Raw genomic sequence first — 23,196 nt, forward strand, 5'->3', positions numbered from 1 at the left:
GTGACGCTCCTCGCACCTGCGGTCCGCAGGGGGTGAGTGGGGCGGCGAGCACGGGCGGCACGCTGTCCGGCCCCGCGTCCCCGCCGGGGCGGGACATACGGGGCCGGCGGGGCGGGGAAAGCGGTTACGGAGCGTTGCCCGCGGTCTGCTGGGCGGCCTTGTCCCGCAGCGCCAGCCGGCTGTGGGTGCGGCCGTAGAGGAAGTAGACGACGAAGCCGATCAGCATCCAGACCGCGAACCGGATCCAGGTCTCGGCGGGCAGGTTGAGCATCAGCCACAGCGTGGCGCACACGGACACGATCGGGACGAACGGGACCCAGGGGGTGCGGAAGGCGCGCGGCAGGTCGGGGCGGGTCCGGCGCAGGATGATCACGCTGATCGCGACGACGACGAACGCGAAGAGCGTGCCGATGTTCACGAGTTCGGCCAGTTCGCTCAGGCTGGTGAAGCCGGCGACGACCGCGATGACCACGCCGAGCAGGATGGTCGGCCGGTGCGGGGTCTTGAAACGCGGGTGGACCCGCGAGAAGAAGCGCGGCAGCAGTCCGTCCCGGCTCATCGCGAAGAACACCCGGGTCTGGCCGAGCAGCAGGATCATGCACACCGTGGTCAGGCCGACGGCGGCGCCGAAGCTGATGACACCGGCGTACCAGGGGTGCCCGACGGCCTTGAAGGCGTCGGCGAGCGGCGCCTCCACGGACAGCTTGGAGTACTTCTCCATGCCGGTGACGACGACGGACACGGCGACGTACAGCACGGTGCAGATGAACAGCGAGCCGAGGATGCCGCGGGGCATGTCCCGCTGCGGGTTGCGGGTCTCCTCGGCGGCCGTGGCCACGATGTCGAAGCCGATGAACGCGAAGAACACCACCGAGGCGGCCGTGAAGATGCCCATCACACCGAAGTTCGCGGGCGCCCAGCCGAACATCAGCTGGATGAGCGGCGCCTTGAGGTTGCCGCCGGCCGGCACCGGATGGGCGGGCGGGATGAACGGCGTGTAGTTGCCGCCCCTGATGAAGAAGGCACCGGCGATGATCACGATGAGGACCACGGCCACCTTGATGGCGACGACGAGCGAGGTGATCCGGGCCGACAGCTTCATGCCGAGGACGAGGATGCCGGTGAGCACCAGCACCAGGGCGGCGGCGAGGATGTCGAAGCCGAAACCCGAGGCGTTGTCCCGGCCGGCCAGGTAGCCGGGGAGATGCCAGCCGGCGTTGTCCAGCAGCGAGCGGACGTAGCCGGACCAGCCGACCGCCACCACCGCCGTGCCGAGCGCGAACTCCAGGACCAGGTCCCAGCCGATGATCCAGGCGGGCAGCTCGCCCAGGGAGGAGTAGCTGAACGTGTACGCGGAGCCCGCCACGGGGACCGTGGACGCGAACTCGGCGTAGCAGAGGGCGGCGAGCGCGCAGACCACGCCGGCCGCCACGAAGGCCAGGGACACCGCCGGACCGGCGTTGTTCCTGGCGACCTGTCCGGTGAGGACGAAGATGCCGGTGCCGATGATGACACCGACGCCGAAGACGGTCAGATCGAGCGCGGAAAGGGACTTCTTGAGTGAATGCTCGGGTTCCTCGGTGTCCCGGATGGACTGCTCGACGTTCTTCGTCCTGAACAGCGCGCTGCTCACGTAGTGCCTCCCACGCTTGGGGACCTCGCCCTGGCCCGACATGATCGAGAGGGTCGGGGTGCGTATGCCCCGGCACAGGCAGGTTCACGCAAACGGGCCGGTTCCGCCACCGCAAGGAGTGGCGTCACCGGCCCGTGGGAGCGCGTTTCGCGTCAGTCGCGCGCGGGCTCCACCGAGTCCACCCCGGCGGCCGTACGGTCGAACCGGCCGTCCAGCTTGGCGACCAGCCCGGTGACCTGGCGGGCGATGTCCGGGGCGGTCAGGCCGATCTCGGCGAGGACCTCGCCGCGGGAGGCGTGGTCGAGGAAGCGCGGCGGGATGCCGAAGTCGCGCAGCGGCACGTCCACGCCCGCGTCGCGCAGGGCCTGGGCGACGGCGGCGCCGACACCGCCCACGCGGCTGTTGTCCTCGACGGTGACGACGACCCGGTGCCGCTCGGCCAGCGGGGCCATGGCCTCGTCGACGGGCTTGACCCAGCGCGGGTCGACGACGGTGGTGGAGATGCCCTGCCTGTCGAGCAGGGCGGCGATCTCCAGGCACATCGGCGCGAGCGCGCCCACGGAGACCAGCAGCACGTCCGGCCGGTCGGTGCCGGGCTCGCGCAGGACGTCCATCCCGCCGACGCGGCCCACGGCGGGTACGGCGGGTCCGACGGCACCCTTGGAGAAGCGGACCACGGTCGGCGCGTCCGTCACCTCGACGGCCTCCCGCAGCTGCGCCCGCACCTGCTCGGCGTCACGCGGCGCGGCGAGCCTGAGGCCCGGCACGACCTGCAGGATCGACATGTCCCACATGCCGTTGTGCGAGGCGCCGTCCGTGCCGGTGACACCGGCCCGGTCCAGCACGAAGGTGACCCCGCACTTGTGCAGGGCGACGTCCATGAGGACCTGGTCGAAGGCGCGGTTGAGGAAGGTGGCGTACACGGCGAAGACGGGGTGCACCCCGCCGTGCGCGAGCCCCGCGGCCGACACGGCGGCGTGCTGCTCGGCGATCCCGACGTCGTACACGCGTTCGGGGAACCGCTTGGCGAACCTGTCCAGGCCGACGGGCTGGAGCATGGCCGCGGTGATGGCGACGATGTCCTCGCGCTCTTCCCCGAGCTTGACCATCTCGTCGCCGAACACGGAGGTCCAGTCGGCGCCCGAGCTGGCGATCGGCAGACCGGTGTCCGGGTGGATCTTGCCGACGGCGTGGAAGCGGTCGGCCTCGTCCTGCAGGGCCGGCTGGTAGCCGCGCCCCTTCTCGGTGAGGCAGTGCACGATGACCGGCCCGCCGAAGCGCTTCGCCCGCGCCAGCGCCGACTCCAGCGCCTCGATGTCGTGCCCGTCGATCGGGCCGACGTACTTCAGGCCCAGGTCCTCGAACATGCCCTGCGGGGCGATGAAGTCCTTCAGGCCCTTCTTGGCGCCGTGCAGCGTCTCGTACAGCGGTTTCCCGACGACCGGGGTCCTCTCCAGCACCTCCTTGGTGCGGGCGAGGAAGCGCTCGTACCCGTCGGTCGTGCGCAGCGTGGCCAGGTGGTTGGCGAGGCCGCCGATGGTCGGGGCGTACGACCGCTCGTTGTCGTTGACGACGATGACCAGCGGCCGGTCCTTGGCGTCGGCGATGTTGTTGAGGGCCTCCCAGGCCATACCGCCCGTGAGGGCACCGTCACCGATCACGGCGACGACATGGCTGTCCCGCTTCTTGAGCTGGTTGGCCTTGGCGATGCCGTCGGCCCAGCCGAGCACCGTGGAGGCGTGGCTGTTCTCGATGACGTCGTGCTCGGACTCGGCCTGCGAGGGGTAGCCCGACAGGCCGCCCTTCATCTTCAGTTTCGAGAAGTCCTGCCGGCCGGTCAGCAGCTTGTGCACGTAGGACTGGTGGCCGGTGTCCCAGAGCACCTTGTCCCTGGGCGACTCGAAGACCCGGTGCAGGGCGATGGTCAGCTCCACCACACCGAGGTTGGGGCCCAGGTGCCCGCCCGTCTTGGAGACCTCCTGGACGAGGAAGGTCCGGATCTCCTCTGCCAGCTGGGCCAGCTCCTCCAGGCTGAGCCGGTCCAGATCGCGCGGTCCCGTGATGCGGGTCAGCAGCGGCACCCGTGCCTCCTTGCAGTAGAGCTGATCGAGCTTTCGCCGGGCTCGCCCGAGTCTAATGTTCATGCTTTGCACGACACGACAGCGCCCGGCACCTTTCGGGCACCGGGCGCGGTCGTCCGTCCGTGGGCGCTACGCGCGACCAGCGGTCTTCTGCGTCTTGCGGGTCACGGCGTCGATGACCACTGTGGCGAGCAGAACACCACCGGTGATCATGTACTGCACCGGAGAGGCGATGCCCTGCAGGGCGAGGCCGTACTGGATCGAGACGATGACCAGCACGCCGAGGAGCGCGTTCCACGTGCGGCCGCGGCCGCCGAAGAGGGACGTACCGCCGATCACGGCCGCCGCGATCGCGTTCATCAGCAGGTCACCGCCGCCGGCGCCCTGGTTGGCGGACGCGATCTTGGAGGCGATGAACAGGCCGCCGATCGCCGCGAAGGTACCGGAGATGGCGAACACCGAGATACGGACCATGTCCACGTTGATACCGGCACGGCGGGAGGCCTCGACGCTGCCGCCGAGTGCGAAGATCTTGCGGCCGTACCCGGTGCGGCGCAGCACGAAGTCCGTGAGGAACAGCACGGCGACGAAGATCACCACGGCCAGCGGCAGGCCCTTGTACTGGTTGAAGACGATCGCGGCGGCGAAGGCGACGATCCCCAGCAGCACGGTGCGCAGGATGGTTTCGCTCAGCGGGCGGGACGGCACACCGGCGGCCTCGCGGCGCCTGTTGCCGAAGTAGGAGCTGACGAAGAACAGCACCGTCACCGCGAGGGCCAGACCGTAGGCGGCGGCCACGTCGGAGAAGTAGTAGCTGGTCAGCTTGGCGACCAGGCCGTTGTCGTTCAGGTTGATCGTGCCGTTGTCGCCCAGGATCTTGAGCATGAGGCCGTTCCAGAACAGCAGACCGGCCAGGGTGACGGCGAAGGCGGGTACGCCGATCTTCGCGAAGAAGAAGCCCTGCACCGCACCAGCGACCGTTCCGGTGAGGATGGACAGCACGAGGGCCAGGACCTCGTTCATGCCGTGGGTGACGTTCAGCACCGCGAAGGTGGCGCCCGCGACACCGGAGAGCGAACCGACCGACAGGTCGATCTCACCGAGCAGCAGGACGAACACGATGCCGACGGCGATCATGCCCGTGCCGACCATGGCGACGGAGATGTCGGAGAGGTTGCCCGCGGTGAGGAAGTTGGAGTTCAGGCTCTGGAAGATGATCCAGATGACCGCCAGACCGATGACGACCGGGAGGGAGCCGAGGTCACCGGCCTTCATCTTCCGCTTGAACTCGGTGACGTAGCCCGCGAAGCCCTGTTCGCGCACCAGCAGGCGGGGGTCGACCGCGACGTCGGAGCCGCGTGCCGCCTCGGGGTTCTCCACCACGTGGTCCTCGGGGGGCGTGGAGGTCTTGTCGATGCTCACTTCTTGATCTCCCCATTGGAGCGCGCCGCACGACGGGTCACGGCGTTGTCCGTGGCGCCGGTGATGGCGGAGATGATCTCTTCCTGCGAGGTCGACTTGACCTCGAAGACGCCGTTGTTGCGACCCAGACGCAGGACGGCCACCTTGTCGGCGACGGCCTTCACATCGGCCATGTTGTGGCTGATGAGGATCACGGCGTGACCACGCTCCCGCAGCCGTTCCACCAGGTCGAGGACCTGCGCGGTCTGCTCGACGCCGAGGGCGGCGGTGGGCTCGTCGAGGATGACCAGCTTGGGCTCGCCGAGCATGGAGCGGGCGATGGCCACGGTCTGGCGCTGACCGCCGGACAGCGAGGCGATCGGGATGCGGACGCTCGGGATGCGGATCGACAGCGTGGTCAGCAGCTCGCGGGAGCGGCGCTCCATCTCCACTTCGTCCAGGACACCGCGGCGGCGGATCTCCCGGCCCAGATAGAGGTTGCCGACCACGTCGATGTTGTCGCACAGGGCGAGGTCCTGGTAGACCGTCGCGATGCCGAGGCCCTGGGCGTCGTGCGGCTTGCTGATCTGGACGGCCTTGCCTTCCCACTCGATGACGCCCTCATCGATGGGGTGAACGCCGGCGATCGTCTTGACCAGCGTGGACTTTCCGGCGCCGTTGTCGCCCACCAGGGCGACCACCTCACCGGCGTGGACCTCAAGCTCTACCTCGGTGAGCGCCTGAACGGCACCGAATCGCTTGGAGACCCCGCGCAACGCCAGCACGGGCGTAGCGGACACGTGAACCATCTCCTTCGCCGCCTGACCCGGCGGGAGGTTGTGCAGAAGTTTAGGGGGGTGTTCCGTCCGGCGCCCCGGCCGAGCTTGCGGGGCTGTCTGATGCGCGGGGCGCCGGCGGAGCTGTGGAGGCCTTTTCCCGCTGAGGGAATTCAAGAGGGAATTCCCTCAGGTGGGAAGGCGCGTGCGGCTGCTTACTTCAGGCCGATCTTGTCGCAGGCCGCCTTGTACTGCGGGGTGCAGATGTCGGTGACCGTGTAGACGCCGTCCTTGACGACGGTGTCCTTGATGTTGTCCTTGGTCAGCGCGGTGACCGGCACCAGGACCGAGGGGACCTGCTTGGTGGTCGGGCTGTCGACCTTGTCCTTGGCGACCGAGTCGAGGGTCTTGCCCTGGGCGAGGTACACGGCCATCTCGGCGGCCGCGGTGGCCTCGGGAGCGTACGGCTTGTAGACGCTCATGTACTGCTCACCGGCGACGATGCGCTGCACACCGGCCAGCTCCGCGTCCTGGCCGGTGACCGGGATGTTGGAGATGCCGGCCGCCTTGAGGGCGGTGATGATGCCGCCGGCCATGCCGTCGTTGGCGGAGTAGACGCCGATGATGTTCTTCTTGCCCAGAGCGGAGATGGCGCCCTCCATGTTGGAGTTGGCGTTCTCCGGCTTCCACTCCTTGGTGTCGTACTCCTTGCCGACGTTCACCTTGCCGTCGAGGACCTTGTGGGCACCCGCCTTGAACTGCGCGGCGTTCGGGTCGGTGGAGGAACCGTTCATCATGACGATCTTGCCGGACTTGGCCTTGGAGCCCAGGGCCTTCAGCAGGGCCTCGCCCTGGGTCTTGCCGACCGTCTCGTTGTCGAACGAGGTGTATGCGTCGATCGGGCCCTGCGCCAGGCGGTCGTAGGCGACGACCGGGATGCCGGCGCCCTTGGCCTTCTGCACCGAGTTCTTGATGGCCGCAGCGTCCACCGCGTCGACGATCAGCACGTCCACCTTGTTGGTGATCATGCTGTCGACCTGCTGGTTCTGCGTCGTCGCGTCCTGCTTGGCGTTGGCGTAGACGACCTCGCCCTTGCCGTTGGTGAGCTCCTTGACCTTCTTCTCGATCAAGGGGCGGTCGAACTTCTCGTAACGGGCGGTCTGGTTCTCCGGCAGGAGCAGACCGACCTTGATGGCGTCGCCCTTCTTGGGGCCGGACGACTTGGCGGAGCCACCACCGGACTCCTTGGCGCTGCCACAGGCGGCGAGAGAGACGGCCATGGCACCAGCAGCAACGGCGAAGGCCGCACGACGCATACGCGTGTTCACTTCAGAAACCTCCCTGACGAGGCCGCGTCGTTGCGGCCGAGGTGGCTGGAAGTCAACTCGGCCACACGTGCGACGTCAAGAAGTAAATCCTTAACGAGATGGCAACGGTGCCATCCGTTCTCTAAGTGAAGGCGGGGGCCGCAGTGGGCAGCCCACCAGCGACAGAGCCGTCCAAAAGCGTCGAATCACCCATCTCGCTGAGGGCGAGGGCGAGCGCTCCGAGCACCTCGGCGCGACCGCCAAGTGCCCCCGGGAGAACGGACAGTTGGCGCGCCGCGCTGGGGATGGCGTAGCGGCCGACGGACTCCCTGATCGGCCCGAGCACCAGCTCACCGGCCTCGGCGAGATCACCGCCCAGGACCACCCGGCTCGGGTTCAGAAGGTTGCAGAGATTGGCCACTCCACTGCCGATGTGGCGGCCGACGTCGGCGATCACCCGACGGCAGCCCGGGTCACCGTCCCTGGCCAGCCGTACGACGCCTTCCATCGTCAGGTCGGGGCCGTGGCTGGGCTGGAGCAGCGGGAGCACATAGCGTGCGGCCGCGAAGGTCTCCAGGCAGCCACGGTTCCCGCAACGGCAGACCGGGCCGGATTCATCGAGTGTAATATGCCCGATTTCTCCGGCCGTGCCGCCCGGGCCGCGATAGATCTTCCCGTCGATCACCAGACCGGCGCCGACACCGCTCGCGACCTTGATGTACGCGAGGTCCCGGACGCCCTTTCCACTGCCCCAGACCAGCTCCCCGAGGGCGCCGAGGTTGGCGTCGTTGTCCACGTGCACGGGCACGCCGAGCCGCTCGCGCAGCTCCTCGGCCGGCTTGGTGCCGCCCCAGCCCGGCAGGATCGCGGTGGATCCCAGCGTGCCCGACTCCACGTCGATCGGACCCGGCACGCCGAGCCCCACGCCGGCCACCTTGGACCGGTTCACGCCGGTGGCCGCGATCAGCCGGCTGACCAGCTCTTCCGCCCGGTCGAAGCCCTGCGCGGCGGAGGCGTCGACGTCCAGCGGCTCGGCCTCCTCGGCCAGCACCTGATGGGCGAGGTTGCCGATCGCCACGCGCAGGTGGGTGTGCCCGAAGTCGACACCGATCACGATCCCGGCGTCCCCGCTGAGACTGACGCTGCGGGCCCTGCGCCCGCCCGCCGAGGTGGGCGTGACCTCGACGGTTCCGCCGTCCTTCAGCTCCCGCACGATGTTGGAGACGGTCGCGGCGGACAGACCGGTCGTCCGCGCGATCTCCGCCTGGGTGAGGGACCCGGCCAGGCGCACGGCCCGTACGACCCGCTCCAGGTTGGCTCGGTGCAGCGACGACTGCGACCCTGGAGTCTCCACGACGACCTCCTGAGCGCGGGGCCGCTTCGGCGAGGCCCCGCGTATGTCCAACTAGTGAACTCTAAGCTGAGCCGTTCGGGGTTGCTTACGTCAAGAGGTTGAACCGTTTCCGGGTACCCCGAAATCATCACGTACCCCATCGAAAACGGCACGCACGCCGCCCCCGGCGAGGGGAACGGCGTGCGTACGGACGGACGCGGGGCGTCACCCCGCCGGGTCCCGGCGCTACTTCAGCGCCCCCGCGGTCAGGCCCTGGACGACCTGGCGCTGGAAGACGACGTACGCCCCGAGCACCGGCAGCATGGCCATCACCAGGCCGGCGAAGAGGCCGGACCAGTCACCCTTGTAGCCCTGGCTGACGGCCAGCTGGACCAGGCCCTGGGTGAGGACGCGCTTGTCGGGGTCGGTGTTGAGGACCGTGGGCAGCATGTACTGGTTCCACTGGCCCAGGAAGTTGAAGATGCCCACGCTGATCAGGCCCGGCTTGGCCATGGGCAGCATGATCTGGAAGAACGTACGCGTGTGCGAAGCGCCGTCCATGAAGGCCGCCTCCGCCACCGAGGTGGGCAGGGTCCGGAAGAAGGCGGTGAGGAAGAAGACCGTGAACGGCAGCGAGTACGCGATATAGACCAGGATCAGGCCGTGGATCGTGTTCAGCAGGCCCATGTTGTTCACGACGTAGAACAACGGGACCAGGGCGAGCATGATCGGGAAGCTCATGCCGCCGATGAACAGGTAGTAGATGAAGCGGTTGCCCGGGAAGTCGAAGCGGGCGAGGACATAGGCCGCCATGGAGCCGAGCACCAGGGTGCCGATGAGCGAGCCGCCGACCACCAGGACGGTGTTGAGGAAGTAGTCGCTCATGTTGGCCTGGGTCCAGGCCCGCGACCAGTTGTCGAAGTGCAGCTTGTCCGGCAGCGACCAGGGCGAGCCGAAGATGGAGCCGTCGTCCTTGAAGGACGTCATCACCGCCCACAGCAGCGGCGTGACCACCATGATCGCCCAGATGACCAGCACACCGTGCGAGAAGACGTTGAGGACACCGCCTTCCCTCTTCTGCCGGGTGGGCCGCGGGGCCGGTACATCGGCCTTGGAGACGGTGGCGCCGGACTCGGCCGGCAGCGGGGCGGGGGTCTCGGTCGTCTTCATCGCTTCAGAACTCCAGCCGCTCGCGACGGCCCAGCCGCATCACGATCGCCGCGAAGGCGAGCGTGACCACGAGCAGGGCGACGCCGATGGTGGTGGCGTAGGCGGCCTGACCGTCCCGGAACGCCTTCTGGTACACGTACAGGACCATCACCGTGGTCGAGTAGTCGGGCCCGCCCGGTCCGGTCGTCATGATCTGTACGACCGCGAACGACTCGGCGCCGAGCGCGAGGATGCCCATGTAGACCCAGCCGGACTGCACGGTGTCCCACAGCAGCGGCAGGGTGACGCGGAAGAAGGTGGTGGCCCGGCTCGCGCCGTCCAGCAGGGCCGCCTCGTACAGCTCGGCCGGGATGGAGGCCATGCCCGCCGAGAACAGGACCACGAAGAAACCGACCGTGGACCACACCAGCACCGCCATCACGCACCACAGCGCGAGGCCCGGGTCGCCCAGCCACAGGGGCTGGACGTGGTCGAGGCCGATACCGCGCAGGAGTGAGTTGATCGCGCCGCTGTCCGGGTTGTACGCGAACTGGAACAGCAGCGCGACGATCGCGATGGACAGGACCTGCGGGAAGAAATAGACGATCTTGTAGAAGGAGGAGCCCCGGACACCCGAGATCACGGGGCCGCCCCTTCTGCGGCGTCCGCCCACATTGATCATGAAGGCGAAGAACAGCGCCAGACTGATCGTCACCAGCGGCAGCACCAGGGCGAACAGCAGACTGTGCTGCAACGACTTCCAGAAGATGTCGTCGTCGAGCATCCTCTTGTAGTTGTCGAAGCCGACCATCTTGAATTCGGGGCTCAGGCCGGTCCAGTCCGTGAACGAGTAATAGATGGACTGGATGAACGGCCACACCACGAAGAGCGCGTACAGTCCCAGGGGCAGAACCAGAAACCCCACGATGAACCGGTACTTGCCGTGCTGCATCGCCACTCCGGTGCGTTGTAAGGGTGCTGGTTACTGGTGCTTGTAGTGCTTGATGGAGGTGTCCTTGGCCGCCTCGTCGGCGAATGACTGGATCTTCTTGACGGCCTCGGCCGGGGTGAGCCGGCCGGCCATCATCTCGCCGAGCCCGGCGACTCCGATCTTCTCCTTCTGCAGCTGCACGTACCAGTCCTGCAGCCGCGGATTCACCACGTTGGATCCGGCCAGCTTCAGCGCCGCCACACCCGACTTCAGGCCCGGGGTGAGGGTGATGCCGGTGGTGCCGCCGTTGTACGCGGTCAGCGACTTCACCTTGGCCGTGAAGTTCTTCGAGGACGCCTCGGAGAGCATGATGCGCAGCTGCTCCATGCCGCCCTCGGCGTTCGCGGCCTTGGCCGGCACGATGAAGGGCTCACCGCCGGAGGCCCAGATGGTGCCGAACGGCATCTTGTCGGAGCCGTCGATGCCGGAGGGCGCGGAGACGGCGAGGTCGAAGTCGGCCGGGATGACGTTGGCCGACTCGTTCTCCACCCAGGAGCCGTTCGGGATGAACAGCGCCTTGCCCTTGGCCCAGGCGGTCTGCGACTGGATGTGGTCCAGGCCCGGGGTGCCCTGGAGGACGTACCCCTTCTTGTACAGCTCGTAGTACGCCTCGAAGCAGGCCTTGACGGCCGGGTGCTTCCAGGCGTTCGGCTCCAGGTTGTCGATGGCGTCCAGCACCTCGCGCCCGCCGACCTTGCCGATCATCGGGTAGAGCGAGAAGGGGAGGTAGTAGGGGTACTTGCCCGCGTACGTCCAGCCCGCCATGCCCTTCTTCTTGGCCTTCTCGCAGACCTTGAGCATCTCGTCCCAGGTCTCGGGGTACTTCTCGTCGAGCGAGTCCAGGGCCTTCTGCGAGTACCAGACGCCGTACACCGTGTAGGCGTAGTAGAGGATCCAGACCGGCTTGCCGTCGAACTGGCCCATCTCCACGATGCCGGGGCGCAGCGTGTCGCGGACCTTCTTGTCCGGGTCGTCGTACGACGGCGCGTCCAGCAGCGGGGTGAGGTCGGCGAGCTGGTTCTTGCCGACGAGCACGCCCATGTCCATCTGCTCGGCGCCGGAGTTGTCGATGAGGTCCGGCGGGTCGCCCTGGTTGAAGCGGGGCTGCAGGGTGGACTGGATCTTCTGGGTGGCGGAGAACTTCACATGGACCTGGGGGAAGTCCTTCTCGTAGATCTTCACCGCGTCCTGGGCGTACTCCTTGCCGAAGCCGCCGTCGAAGAGGACGAATTCCATCTTGGCGGTCTCGTTGACCCCGAGCGGGTTCTTGGCGGTCTTCTTCCCCGCCTTGTCCTTCTTCTGGCCGCCCCCGCCGCTGCTCGCGCAGGCGGACAGCAGGCCCATGCCGGGTGCCGCGACCAGGCCGAGCGCGGCGGACCGCTTGATCAGATCACGACGGCCGACGTCTTCGGCACCGTGGTTCGAGGTGGATCCCATGCTCAAGTCCTCGCCTTCTCCAGGACTCAGGCGGTGAACCGGATCCTCCCCGGCACCGCGGTCGGGTAGTGCTGGGTCGTGCAGGGTCACGCTTGGAAACGCCGACAGGTATAGTCCACTTCCGGTCAGCTGAGCAAGATCGAATGCAGGGTTGGCGATGGGTCTTTTCCGAGTTGAGACCTCTCGGAAATATGAGCGGCCTGTGCGCGGCCCGGCGAAAAAGTCGCGGCATAAGTCCCTGAATGCCACACCCAACACCCTTGACACCACGGGCCACTTGACGCCCTACTGGTTCCTGCGCCCCGAAGTTGACAACGTTGTCTGGAGGGGGCGCAGGAGGGGAATCCGTAGATGCAGCGGAGAACTCGGCACAGATGGGGTCCGGCGGTCGTCCTCACGGCCGCCTTTGTCATGGCCGTCGGCGCACAGGGCGCGGCGGTCGCCCTGCCTGCGCAGGGGGCCGCGGCCGGCCAGGAGTTCGCATCCTCGTTCGAGACCGGCGATCCGGCACCGGACTGGCTGAACACCGTGGACACCGGGCCGGACGGCACCAGGCGCGCCTCGGGTGTCGACGGCGGCTACAGCACCGGCATTCCGGGCAATGTCACCGACCACGTCACCGATGTCCGGGCGAGCGGCGAGAACACGGGTGCCGGCGAGATGAAGGAGAACCTGGTCGACGGCGAGCCCGGCACCAAGTGGCTGACCTTCGAGCCCACCGGCTGGGTCGAGTTCGACCTGGACAAGCCCGTCAAACTGGTGACGTACGCCCTGACCTCGGCCAACGACTACGCCGAGCGCGACCCGAAGGACTGGACGCTGTTCGGCTCCACCGACGGCAAGGACTGGAAGACCCTCGACACCCGCTCGGGCGAGAGCTTCTCCGAGCGCTTCCGGACCCAGTCCTACGACCTGGCCGAACCGGCCGAGTACCAGCACTTCCGGCTGGAGGTCACGCAGAACAACGGCGCCTCGGACATCCTGCAGCTCGCCGACGTCCAGTTCTCCACCGGCGGCGGGGGCGACCCGGTGCCACAGGACATGCTGACCCTGGTCGACAAGGGCCCGACCGGCTCGCCGACGGCCAAGGCCCGGGCCGGGTTCACCGGAAAGAGGGCGCTGCGTTACGCCGGGCGGCACACCGCCGAACGCCGGGCCTACTCGTACAACAAGGTCTTCGACGTGAACGTGAAGGTCGCCGGCGACACCCAGCTGTCGTACCGGATCTTCCCGTCGATGGCCGACGGCGACCGGGACTACGACGCCACGAACGTCTCCCTCGACCTGGCCTTCACGGACGGCACCTATCTGAGTGACCTGGGCGCACTGGACCAGCACGGGTTCCGGCTGTCCCCGCGCGGGCAGGGCACGTCGAAGTCGCTCTACGCCAACCAGTGGAACGACGTGGTCTCCCGGATCGGCTCGGTGGCGGCCGGCAAGACGGTCGACCGGATCCTGCTCGGGTACGACTCCCCCGCCGGGCCGGCGAAGTTCCGCGGCTGGATCGACGACGTGGCGCTGAGGCCCGTACCGCCGGAGAGGCCGAAGGCGCATCTGTCGGACTACGCGCTGACCACGCGCGGCACCAACTCCAGCGGCAGCTTCTCGCGCGGCAACAACTTCCCCGCCACGGCCCTTCCGCACGGCTTCAACTTCTGGACGCCGGTGACCAACGCGTCCTCGCTGAGCTGGCTGTACGAGTACGCACGTGCGAACAACGACGACAACCTGCCGACGATCCAGGCGTTCAGCGCGAGCCATGAGCCGAGCCCGTGGATGGGCGACCGGCAGACCTTCCAGGTGATGCCGTCGGCCGCCGCCGGCACCCCGGACACCGGCCGGACGGCGCGCGAGCTGCCGTTCCGGCACGAGAACGAGACCGCGCGGCCGTACTACTACGGGGTGCGTTTCGAAAACGGTCTCAGGGCCGAGATGACCCCGACCGACCATGCGGCGGTGCTGCGCTTCACCTACCCCCGCGACGACGCGAGCGTGCTGTTCGACAACGTCACCGAGCAGGCGGGCCTGACCCTCGACAAGGAGCACGGGACCGTCACCGGTTACTCGGACGTGAAGTCGGGCCTGTCGACCGGTGCGACCCGGCTGTTCGTGTACGGCGAGTTCGACAAGCCGGTGACGGACGGCGGATCGAGCGGGGTGAAGGGTTACCTGCGTTTCGACGCGGGCGCGGACCACACCGTCACCCTGCGTCTGGCGACCTCGCTGATCAGCCTCGACCAGGCGAAGGACAACCTGCGCCAGGAGATCCCGGACGGCACCTCCTTCGACACCGTGAAGACGCAGGCGCAGCGCACCTGGGACAGTCTGCTCGGCAAGGTCGAGGTGGAGGGCGCGACCCCGGACCAGCTGACCACCCTGTACTCCGGCATGTACCGGCTGTACCTGTACCCGAACTCCGGCTTCGAGAGGGTCGGGGACGGCTACCGGTACGCCTCGCCCTTCTCCCCGATGCAGAGCCAGGACACCCCGACCCACACCGGCGCGAAGATCGTCGACGGGAAGGTGTACGTCAACAACGGCTTCTGGGACACCTACCGCACCACGTGGCCGGCGTACTCCCTCCTGACCCCCTCCCAGGCGGGCGAGATGGTCGACGGGTTCGTGCAGCAGTACAAGGACGGCGGCTGGACCTCGCGCTGGTCCTCCCCCGGCTATGCCGACCTGATGACCGGCACCTCCTCGGACGTGGCGTTCGCCGACGCGTATGTGAAGGGCGTGAGGTTCGACGCGAAGGCGGCCTACGACGCGGCCGTGAAGAACGCGACCGTCGTCCCGCCGATGTCGGGCGTGGGCCGCAAGGGCATGAGCACCTCGCCGTTCCTCGGCTACACCAGCACCGCGACCGGCGAGGGCCTGTCCTGGGCGATGGAGGGCTACGTCAACGACTACGGCATCGCGAAGATGGGCGAGGCCCTGTACCGCAAGACCGGCGAGAAGCACTACAAGGAGGAGTCCGCGTACTTCCTCAACCGCGCCCGGGACTACGTGAACCTGTTCGACTCCAGGGCGGGCTTCTTCCAGGGCCGCGACGCCGGGGGGAACTGGCGGCTGGACTCCTCGAAGTACGACCCGCGCGTGTGGGGCTACGACTACACGGAGACCAACGGCTGGGGCTACGCCTTCACCGCCCCGCAGGACAGCCGGGGCCTGGCCAACCTGTACGGCGGCCGGCAGGGCCTCGCGGAGAAGCTGGACGAGTACTTCGCGACACCGGAGACCGCCTCGCCGGACTACGTCGGGTCCTACGGCGGCGTCATCCACGAGATGACCGAGGCACGGGACGTGCGGATGGGCATGTACGGCCACTCCAACCAGGTCGCGCACCACGTCACCTACATGTACGACGCGGCCGGCGAGCCCTGGAAGGCGCAGGCGTACGTCCGTGAGGTGCTGTCCCGGCTGTACACCGGCAGCGAGATCGGGCAGGGCTACCACGGCGACGAGGACAACGGCGAGCAGTCGGGCTGGTATCTCTTCTCCGCGCTCGGCTTCTACCCGCTGGTCATGGGCAGCGGCGAGTACTCCATCGGCTCCCCGCTGTTCACGAAGGTCACCGTGCACCTGGAGAACGGCCGTGACCTGGTCGTCAAGGCACCACGGAACAGTGCGAGGAACGTCTACGTCCAGGGCGTGACGTTCAACGGCCGCCCCTGGACGTCCACCTCGCTCCCCCACTCGCTGCTGACCGGGGGCGGGGTGCTGGAGTTCTCCATGGGGGCCAGGCCGTCGACGTGGGGCACGGGCAAGAACGCCGCCCCGGTCTCCCTCACCCAGGACGACCAGGTACCGGTGCCGCGGGCGGACGTCCTCAAGGGGGACGGACCGCTCTTCGACAACACGTCGGCGACGGACGCGACGGTCACCTCGGTGGACCTGCCGGTCGACGGAGCCGTGAAGCCCGTCCAGTACACGCTGACCTCGTCGGCCGACCACACCAGGGCGCCGACCGGCTGGATCCTCCAGGGCTCCGCCGACGGCACCACCTGGCAGACCCTGGACCACCGCTCCGGCGAGAGCTTCACCTGGGACCGCCAGACCCGGGCGTTCACCATCGCCGCGCCGGGCACGTACCCGAAGTACCGGCTCGTCCTGGACGGCGCCTCCACGCTGGCGGAGGTGGAGCTGCTGGCCTGACGGACACGGCACGGCGGCCGTCCCTCTCGCGAGGGGCGGCCGCCGTGTCGTGCCGTGGTTCAGTTCGTGGCCAGGGTGAACACGTGCAGGTCACCGTTGTGCGGGAGCCGGACGCTCTGGACGGCCTTGCCGTCGGGGGCCGTGAACGGCTTGGTGGCGAAGACGTAGGTGGCCACCGGGTCCTTGTCGGCGCCCGCGACATTGCGGTACGCGGTCCTGGCGACGACCCGGTTGTCGTACCGGACCGTGCCGCCTCCGCCGCCGACGGTCCAGTCGGTGAAGGACAGGTCGACGGTGTCGGTGGTGCCGTCGGTGTAGGTGACGGTCGCCCTGGCCTGCTGGTCGCCGTCGACCGCGCTGCCGATGAAAGACAACCGGCTAGCGGGGGTGGGCAGTTGCATGGTCTGGCCGGCTCCGGTGGCGTTGTCCGGGCGGCCGTCGGGCGAGGCGGGCCAGGTGAAGGCGAGGCCGTCGACGGTGCCCTGCCCGCCCGGCGTCAGACCGGCCGCCGCGAGAGCCTGGCGGGAGTAGCTCCAGCCGCCGCCGTCGTAGTCGGCCTCGTCGTGGTCGCCCGGGTCGTCGGAGACGCCGGTGTTGTCGTAGGCGGCGAGCAGGGTGCCGGGGGCGGCCACGGTGAGCGAGACCGGCTGCACGTACGAGGTGTCGCCCGAGGTGACCGTGACCTTGACGTCGGCGAAGCCCTGGGCGGTGTCCCTGGCCGCGGTGAGGGTGATGTCCTGGACGCCACCGGTGACGGTGCCCTCGGCGGGCGCGGCCGTGACGCCGGCCGGGGTGTCCACCCGGAAGCGCACCTCCGGGCCGGTGCCGCCGGTCAGCGACAGCGCGCGAACGGTGGTCGTGGTGCTGTCACCGGGTGCGAGCGTGGCGGCGGTGGGGCCGACGCCGATCTGGTAGGGCTGCTCGCCCTCGCGGAAGGACGGCGGCGGACTGTCGGCGCCCCAGGTGCGGTCGGGGGTGGCGGACAGGGTGTAGTCGAGCCGGCCGCCGTCGCGGACGAAGGACGCCGGCAGCCAAGGGCGGTCGCTGGTACGGCCGTTGACCTTGAGGGAGTGGATGTACGGTGCACCGGCCGCCGCACCGGTGGCACGGAGGGAGATGTCGTTGCCCTGCGGCCGGCTGATCTCCACACGCTCGAACAGCGGTGAGGCGAGGACCAGTTCGGCGCGTGAGGGCACCTGCGGGTACATGCCGAGGGCCGAGAAGACGTACCAGGACGACATCGCGCCGAGGTCGTCGTTGCCGGGGATGCCGCCGGGCCCGGTCGACCACAGCTGCCGCATCGCGGCGCGTACGGTCTCCTGCGTCCTGTACGGGGCGCCCGCGTAGTCGTACAGGTAGGGAACGTTGATCGACGGCTCGTTGTCCAGCTCGGACTTGGTGCCGCCGTGGCCGGTGAAGGCCCAGCCGCCGCTCCCGTCGTGGAAGAAGTCGTCGAGCCGGGCGAGCGCCTTGTCCCGGCCGCCCAGCGCGGCGAACAGGCCCGCCGGATCGTGCGGGACCATCCAGGTGTACTGGGTCGCCGTGCCCTCCACGAAGCCGTTGCCGGTGTCCGGGGTGAAGCCGGTGACCCAGCTGCCGTCGGCCTTGCGGTTGGCGATGTAGCCGCCGCTCGGAGCGGCGGCGATGTCGAAGTTGTTCTGCCACCACTGGGCACGGCGGGCGAAGGCGGCGGCTGTGCCCTTCTCCCCTGCCGCTGCGGCGAGCTGGGAGAGCGAGAAGTCGGCCGTGGACATCTCCAGGGTCTCGGCGGCGCCGCCCCAGGCGTTCGAGACGCTCGGCATGTAGTGCAGTTTCAGGTACTTGTCCAGCGAGGGCCGCTGGCCGGCGGACAGCACCGGCTTGCCCGCCGGGGACAGGTCCTGTTCGGTCGGCACGGTGGCCGCCTCGACCAGCGAGTCCAGCGCGCCGTGCAGATCGAAGTCCGTGCCGCCGAAGGCGCGGATGCCGGCCAGCGCGGTCGGCGAGGGGTCGCCGTTCATGACATGGGTGCCGCTCGCGCCGTGCAGCCAGCGGTCCCAGGTGCCGCCGTTCTGCCGGGCCAGCTCGTACAGCGACTGGGCGATGTCGGAGCCGGTGCGCGGGTCGAGCAGGGTGAGCAGCTGCACCTGGTCGCGGTAGACGTCCCAGCCGGAGAAGGTGCCGTACTGGGCATGCTGCCGGCCGTCGGCTGTATACGGTCGCCCGTCTGCCGCATCTCGCCGCCCGTCGACCGTATGCAGTCGACCGTCGGCGCCATCCTGCCCACCGCCGACCGTATGCACGCGCCCGTCGGCCCCCCGGTACCTGCCGTCGGCGTCGCTGATGACGTTCGGGTGCAGCAGGGCGTGGTACAGCGCGGTGTAGAAGGTGGTGCGGTCGGCGTCCGTGCCGCCGCCGACGCGGACGGCGCCGAGCCGCTCGCGCCAGGCCCGGCCGGCCGCGCTCTCGACCGCGTCGAAGGAGCGGCCCGGCGGGTTCTCGGCGGCGAGGTTGGCCTCGGCCGCCGCCTTGCTGACGTAGGAGATGCCGACCTTGGCGTGCACCGGCCCGGCGCCGGGGGCGAACTCGACGTATCCGCCGGCGCCCTTGCCGGCGACGGGCCGCCCGCCGTGCGAGAAGCCGCCGGTGCCGCCGGACGCCTCCAGTGAGCCGGGGTTCAGCCTGTTGTCCTGCCAGGTGCCGGCGCCCTTGAAGGCGCGGTCGAAGTGGGCGGTGAAGTACAGGGTGTAGTACGCGCGTCGGCCCTCCGGGTCGAGGTAGCCGCAGAAGTCTCCGGAGGTGACGGACCCGGAGACGGTACGGCTCCGCGGATCGATCGTGACGGACGAATCCTGCGCACCCACCTCGGAGTTGGCGGTGCGCACCAGCAGCGAGGCGGGTCTGCCGGACGGGAAGGTGAAGCGGGCGGATCCGGTGTGTGCGGTAGCGGTGAGGTCGGCGGTGACGCCGGAGGCCAGGCCCACCTGGTAGTGACCGGGCTCGGCCCGCTCGTCGGCGTGGGTGAAGTCGGAGGCGTAGACGGCGTCCCCGGTGTCGCTCGCCGGGGAGGAGGCGACCTCGCCGGCGTACGGGAAGAAGGGGATGTCGCCGCTGCCGCCCGCGCAGCCGGTGCCGGACATGTGGGTGAGGCTGAAGCCCCGGATGCGGGTGGCGTCGTACTGGTAGCCACCGGGAGCTGCCGTTCTCGTGGCGTCGCCCCTGGTGTTCTCGGGGCTCCAGGAGAGCATGCCGAAGGGCACGACGGCGCCGGGGAAGACGTCGCCGCCGTTCCTGGTGCCGATCAGCGGATCGACGTATCGGGTGGGGTCCTTGACGAGATCGGGGGGTGCGGCGGACGCCGCGAGGGCGGGAGCGGCGCCGCCGGTCGCGAGCAGCGCGGCCAGCAGCAGGGACAGGGGTCTGAAACGCACGCGGCCCTTCCTCCTTCATGGACGGGTCGCGCACCACAGGTCGCACAAGCCGCAGGGACAGTAACGTGTGCCACCGCTACCACGGAAGACCGCGTGCGCACCGGACGGTGCGCGCCAGGATCACCCGTTCGGGCTATCTCAAGTGGGTTGACATCGTTGTCGGTTGAGGCGGTAGAGTCATGTACAGACCATCCGACAACGTTGTCGCGCACCCGGCCGACATCACAAGCCAGCACCACCCGGGCGGGACACCAACCCCCCTCACCCGCCCGGCTCGCGGACCCGGTGCGCACGGCCACCGGGTCCGCCCGAGCACCCCTGACCTGCACAGACCCGGGCGGTGCCGATGGGACGTCTGTGACTGGATGCGAGCCCTGTGACCCGCGAGGCGGGGAAATGTGACGTCCATCTCGTGGACCGGCGTAGTCAACGGATGCAACCGGTGCTAGAAATGCCACATGTCGGACCCTTTCGCCCGATTCGGGCGTATGTCATGGCGTTCCACGGTCCGCCGGAGCCCGCGCAGCGTTGCCGGACAGGTCTTCCTTCTCCAGATCACGCTGGTGGTGCTGCTCGTGCTCTGCGGCGTCCTTGCTCTCGTCATGCAGTCGGAACGCGACACCAGCACGGAGGCCAAGCGCCGTTCCATAGCCGTGGCGCAGACCTTCGCGCACTCTCCTGGCATCCTCCAGGCGCTGCGCGCCCCGGACCCGTCGAAGGTGCTCCAGCCGCTCACCGAGGCGGGGCGCAGGTCCGCGGGCGTCGACTTCATCGTGGTGATGAACACCAAGGGCATCCGCTACACCCACCCCATGCCCAGCAAGATCGGTCACCGGTTCGTGGGCCGGATCGGACCCTCGCTGGCCGGGAAGGTCTACACGGAAAGCGTCCATGGCCCGCTCGGCCACGAGGTGCAGGCCACCGTTCCCATCGACGACGCCCACGGCAGGGTCACCGCTCTGGTCTCCGCCGGGCTGAAGGTCAAGCGCGTGACCAGCGCGGTGGACCGGCAGCTGCCGATCATCCTGGCCGCCGGGGCCGGCGCGCTCGTGGTCACGACCTGCGGTACGGCGCTGGTGGGCAGGCGGCTGCGGCGGCAGACCCACAGCCTGGCGCCGGACGAGATGACCCGCATGTACGAGCACCACGACACGGTGCTGCACTCGGTGCGGGAGGGCGTGCTCATCGTCGATGCCGACCGGCGGATCCTGCTCGCCAACGACGAGGCCCGGCGGCTGCTGGAGCTGCCCGCCGACGCCGAGGGGCGCACCGTGCGGGAGCTGCCGGGGCTCGACCCCGCGATGACGGAGCTGCTGGTCTCCGGGCGCGAGGCCGGTGACGAGGTGCACTTCGCCGGAGGCCGGCTGCTGGCGGTCAACCAGCGGACCACCGACCGCGCGGGATGCCCCGAGGGCACGGTGGTGACCCTCCGGGACTCCACCGAGCTGCAGGCGGTGTCCGGCAGGGCGGAGGTCGCCCGGGAGCGGCTGGAGCTGCTGTACGACGCCGGGCTGGGCATCGGCACCAGCCTGGACGTGGTCCGCACGGCCGACGAGCTGGTGCGGGTCGCCGTCCCCCGCTTCGCCGACTTCGTCACCGTGGACGTGGCGGACGCCGTGCTGCACGGCGAGGAGCCGGGCCCCACGGCGACGGACATGCGGCGCGTGGCCGTGGGCGGCATCCGGGACGACCATCCGCTCTACGAGAAGGGCCGGCTGATCGACTTCCTGCCCTCCACCCCGCAGGCCCGCGGCTACGACGCCGGCCGCTCCGAGCTGGTGACCGACCTGTCGGCCGCGCAGGACTGGCAGGCGCAGGACCCGCAGCGCGCCCGGCAGATCGTGGACTTCGGCATCCACTCGCTCGTCACCGCCCCGATCCAGGCCCGCGGGGTCGTGCTCGGCATGGTCAACTTCTGGCGGTCCAAGCGGGAGCCCTTCGACCGGGAGGAGCTGTCGCTGGCGGAGGAGCTGGTGGCCCGGGCGGCGGTCAGCATCGACAACGCCCGCCGGTACACCCGTGAGCACGCCCTCGCCGTCACCCTGCAGCGCAGCCTGCTGCCGCGTACGCTGCCCGAGCAGAGCGCCCTGGAGGTGGGCTACCGCTATCTGCCCGCCCAGTCGGGCGTGAGCGGGGACTGGTTCGACGTGATCCCGCTGCCGGGCAGCCGGGTGGCGCTGGCCGTCGGCGACGTGGTCGGGCACGGCCTGCACGCCGCCGCCACGATGGGGCGGCTGCGGACCGCGGTGCACAACTTCTCCACGCTCGACCTGCCGCCCGACGAACTGCTCAGCCACCTGGACGACCTGGTCGGCCGCATCGACCAGAACGAGGCCTGCCCGGAGACGTCCGGGGAGATCGTGGGCGCCACCTGCCTGTACGCGATCTACGACCCCGTGACGCGCCGCTGTGTCATGGCCCGCGCCGGCCATCTGGCCCCGGCGCTGGTCCACCCCGACGGCAGTGTGACCTTCCCCGAGGTGCCGGCCGGGCCGCCGCTGGGCCTCGGCGGCATGCCGTTCCAGACGGCCGAGCTGGACCTTCCCGAGGGCAGCCAGCTGGTGCTGTACACCGACGGGCTCATCGAGGACCGTACGCGGGACCTGGACGTGGGCATGGAGCTGCTGCGCAGGGCGCTGGCGGGCCACCCCGACCGGACGCCGGAGGAGAGCTGCCGGGCGGTGCTGGACGCGCTGCTGCCCGAGCGGCCCGTGGACGACGTGGCCCTGCTGATCGCACGGACCCGGGCGCTGCCGGCCGGCCAGGTCGCCGACTGGGACGTGCCGCGCGACCCGGCGGCCGTGTCGGGCATGCGCGCCGCGGTCTCCGGCAAGCTCGAGGAGTGGGGCCTGTCCGAGCTGGGCTTCGGCATGGAGCTGGTGCTGAGCGAGCTGATCACCAATGCCATCCGGTACGGCTCCGATCCGATCCATGTGCGGCTGATCCATGACCGCAGGCTGATCTGCGAGGTGGCCGACGCCAGCAGCACGTCACCGCATCTGCGGTACGCGGCGACGACCGACGAGGGCGGCCGGGGTCTGTTCCTGGTCTCGCAGCTGGCCGAGCGCTGGGGCACCCGTTACACGGACCACGGCAAGGTGATCTGGGCCGAACTGGCCGTGCCGGATCCGGGGGCCCTGCCGGACCTGGGCGAGTTCCTCGTCGACGGCGTCGACTAGGAGACGCCGGCCAGGAGGCTGTCTCGCCCGGGGCTGCTTCCCGCTCGCGGGAGACGGCGGGGCGGGCGGGCTCGCCGGCCGCGGGGAGGCGGAGGGTGAACGCGGTGCGGGCCGGCTCCGTAGCGTTGGGCGGGGACGGTGGTGGGGGCGAGGCTGCCGCACACGCAGACGAGGACGGCCTCCACCTGAGCCGGGGCGATGACTGGCCGGGTACGGCAGAGGGGGGGGGGGGGGGGGGGGGGGGGGGGGGGGGGGGGGGGGGTTGTGGTGGGGGGGTGGGTTGCGGGGTGGGTGTTGTGGGCTTTGTGTGTTTTGGGTGGTTGTGTTGGGGGTTTGGGTTGTTG

At 69.4% G+C, this 23,196-nt stretch carries 12 protein-coding genes; 2 read left to right on the forward strand and 10 right to left on the reverse strand.

What is annotated here, in order from left to right; all coding sequences use genetic code 11:
* Positions 1-124: 124 nt before the first annotated feature.
* From ACZ7GZ_RS27030 to ngcE, 9 genes are all read right to left on the reverse strand, one after another.
* Complete coding sequence (locus ACZ7GZ_RS27030) at positions 125-1,633, reverse strand: amino acid permease (RefSeq protein WP_471027999.1); 1,509 nt, start codon at positions 1,631-1,633, stop codon at positions 125-127.
* A gap of 152 nt (positions 1,634-1,785) precedes the next feature.
* Positions 1,786-3,714 (reverse strand): 1-deoxy-D-xylulose-5-phosphate synthase, encoded by a 1,929-nt coding sequence (dxs, locus tag ACZ7GZ_RS27035; RefSeq protein WP_471028114.1) that lies wholly within the window; start codon positions 3,712-3,714, stop codon positions 1,786-1,788.
* Positions 3,715-3,843: 129 nt separating this feature from the next.
* Complete coding sequence (locus ACZ7GZ_RS27040; protein ID WP_471028000.1) at positions 3,844-5,136, reverse strand: sugar ABC transporter permease; 1,293 nt, start codon at positions 5,134-5,136, stop codon at positions 3,844-3,846.
* Complete coding sequence (locus ACZ7GZ_RS27045) at positions 5,133-5,924, reverse strand: ATP-binding cassette domain-containing protein (protein ID WP_471028001.1); 792 nt, start codon at positions 5,922-5,924, stop codon at positions 5,133-5,135. The genes ACZ7GZ_RS27040 and ACZ7GZ_RS27045 overlap by 4 nt, the downstream gene beginning before the upstream one ends.
* Positions 5,925-6,106: 182 nt before the next feature.
* Entirely contained in the window at positions 6,107-7,207 is a 1,101-nt protein-coding gene (locus ACZ7GZ_RS27050) for a sugar ABC transporter substrate-binding protein (protein ID WP_471028115.1), read from the reverse strand.
* A gap of 133 nt (positions 7,208-7,340) precedes the next feature.
* Positions 7,341-8,552, reverse strand: a complete 1,212-nt coding sequence (locus ACZ7GZ_RS27055; RefSeq protein ID WP_363214677.1) for an ROK family transcriptional regulator — start codon at positions 8,550-8,552, stop codon at positions 7,341-7,343.
* Between the two features lie 225 nt (positions 8,553-8,777).
* The gene (locus tag ACZ7GZ_RS27060) at positions 8,778-9,701 is read right to left on the reverse strand and encodes a carbohydrate ABC transporter permease (RefSeq protein ID WP_471028002.1); all 924 of its coding nucleotides are present in this window, start codon (positions 9,699-9,701) and stop codon (positions 8,778-8,780) included.
* Positions 9,702-9,705: 4 nt separating this feature from the next.
* Entirely contained in the window at positions 9,706-10,632 is a 927-nt protein-coding gene (locus tag ACZ7GZ_RS27065; RefSeq protein WP_471028003.1) for a carbohydrate ABC transporter permease, read from the reverse strand.
* Between the two features lie 30 nt (positions 10,633-10,662).
* Positions 10,663-12,108: an N-acetylglucosamine/diacetylchitobiose ABC transporter substrate-binding protein gene (ngcE, locus tag ACZ7GZ_RS27070; protein WP_471028005.1), complete on the reverse strand. Its 1,446-nt coding sequence runs from the start codon at positions 12,106-12,108 to the stop codon at positions 10,663-10,665.
* A gap of 351 nt (positions 12,109-12,459) precedes the next feature.
* Between ngcE and ACZ7GZ_RS27075 the strand changes: the two genes are divergently transcribed.
* Entirely contained in the window at positions 12,460-16,263 is a 3,804-nt protein-coding gene (locus ACZ7GZ_RS27075; RefSeq protein ID WP_471028007.1) for a GH92 family glycosyl hydrolase, read from the forward strand.
* Positions 16,264-16,322: 59 nt separating this feature from the next.
* On the opposite strand, the gene ACZ7GZ_RS27080 is transcribed toward ACZ7GZ_RS27075, so the two are convergent.
* On the reverse strand, positions 16,323-19,673 hold the full coding sequence (locus ACZ7GZ_RS27080) for a GH92 family glycosyl hydrolase (protein WP_471028009.1): 3,351 nt from the start codon (positions 19,671-19,673) through the stop codon (positions 16,323-16,325).
* A gap of 458 nt (positions 19,674-20,131) precedes the next feature.
* Between ACZ7GZ_RS27080 and ACZ7GZ_RS27085 the strand changes: the two genes are divergently transcribed.
* On the forward strand, positions 20,132-22,852 hold the full coding sequence (locus ACZ7GZ_RS27085; protein ID WP_471028010.1) for a SpoIIE family protein phosphatase: 2,721 nt from the start codon (positions 20,132-20,134) through the stop codon (positions 22,850-22,852).
* Positions 22,853-23,196 lie beyond the last annotated feature (344 nt).

This window comes from Streptomyces sp. NPDC037288, from assembly GCF_055603265.1.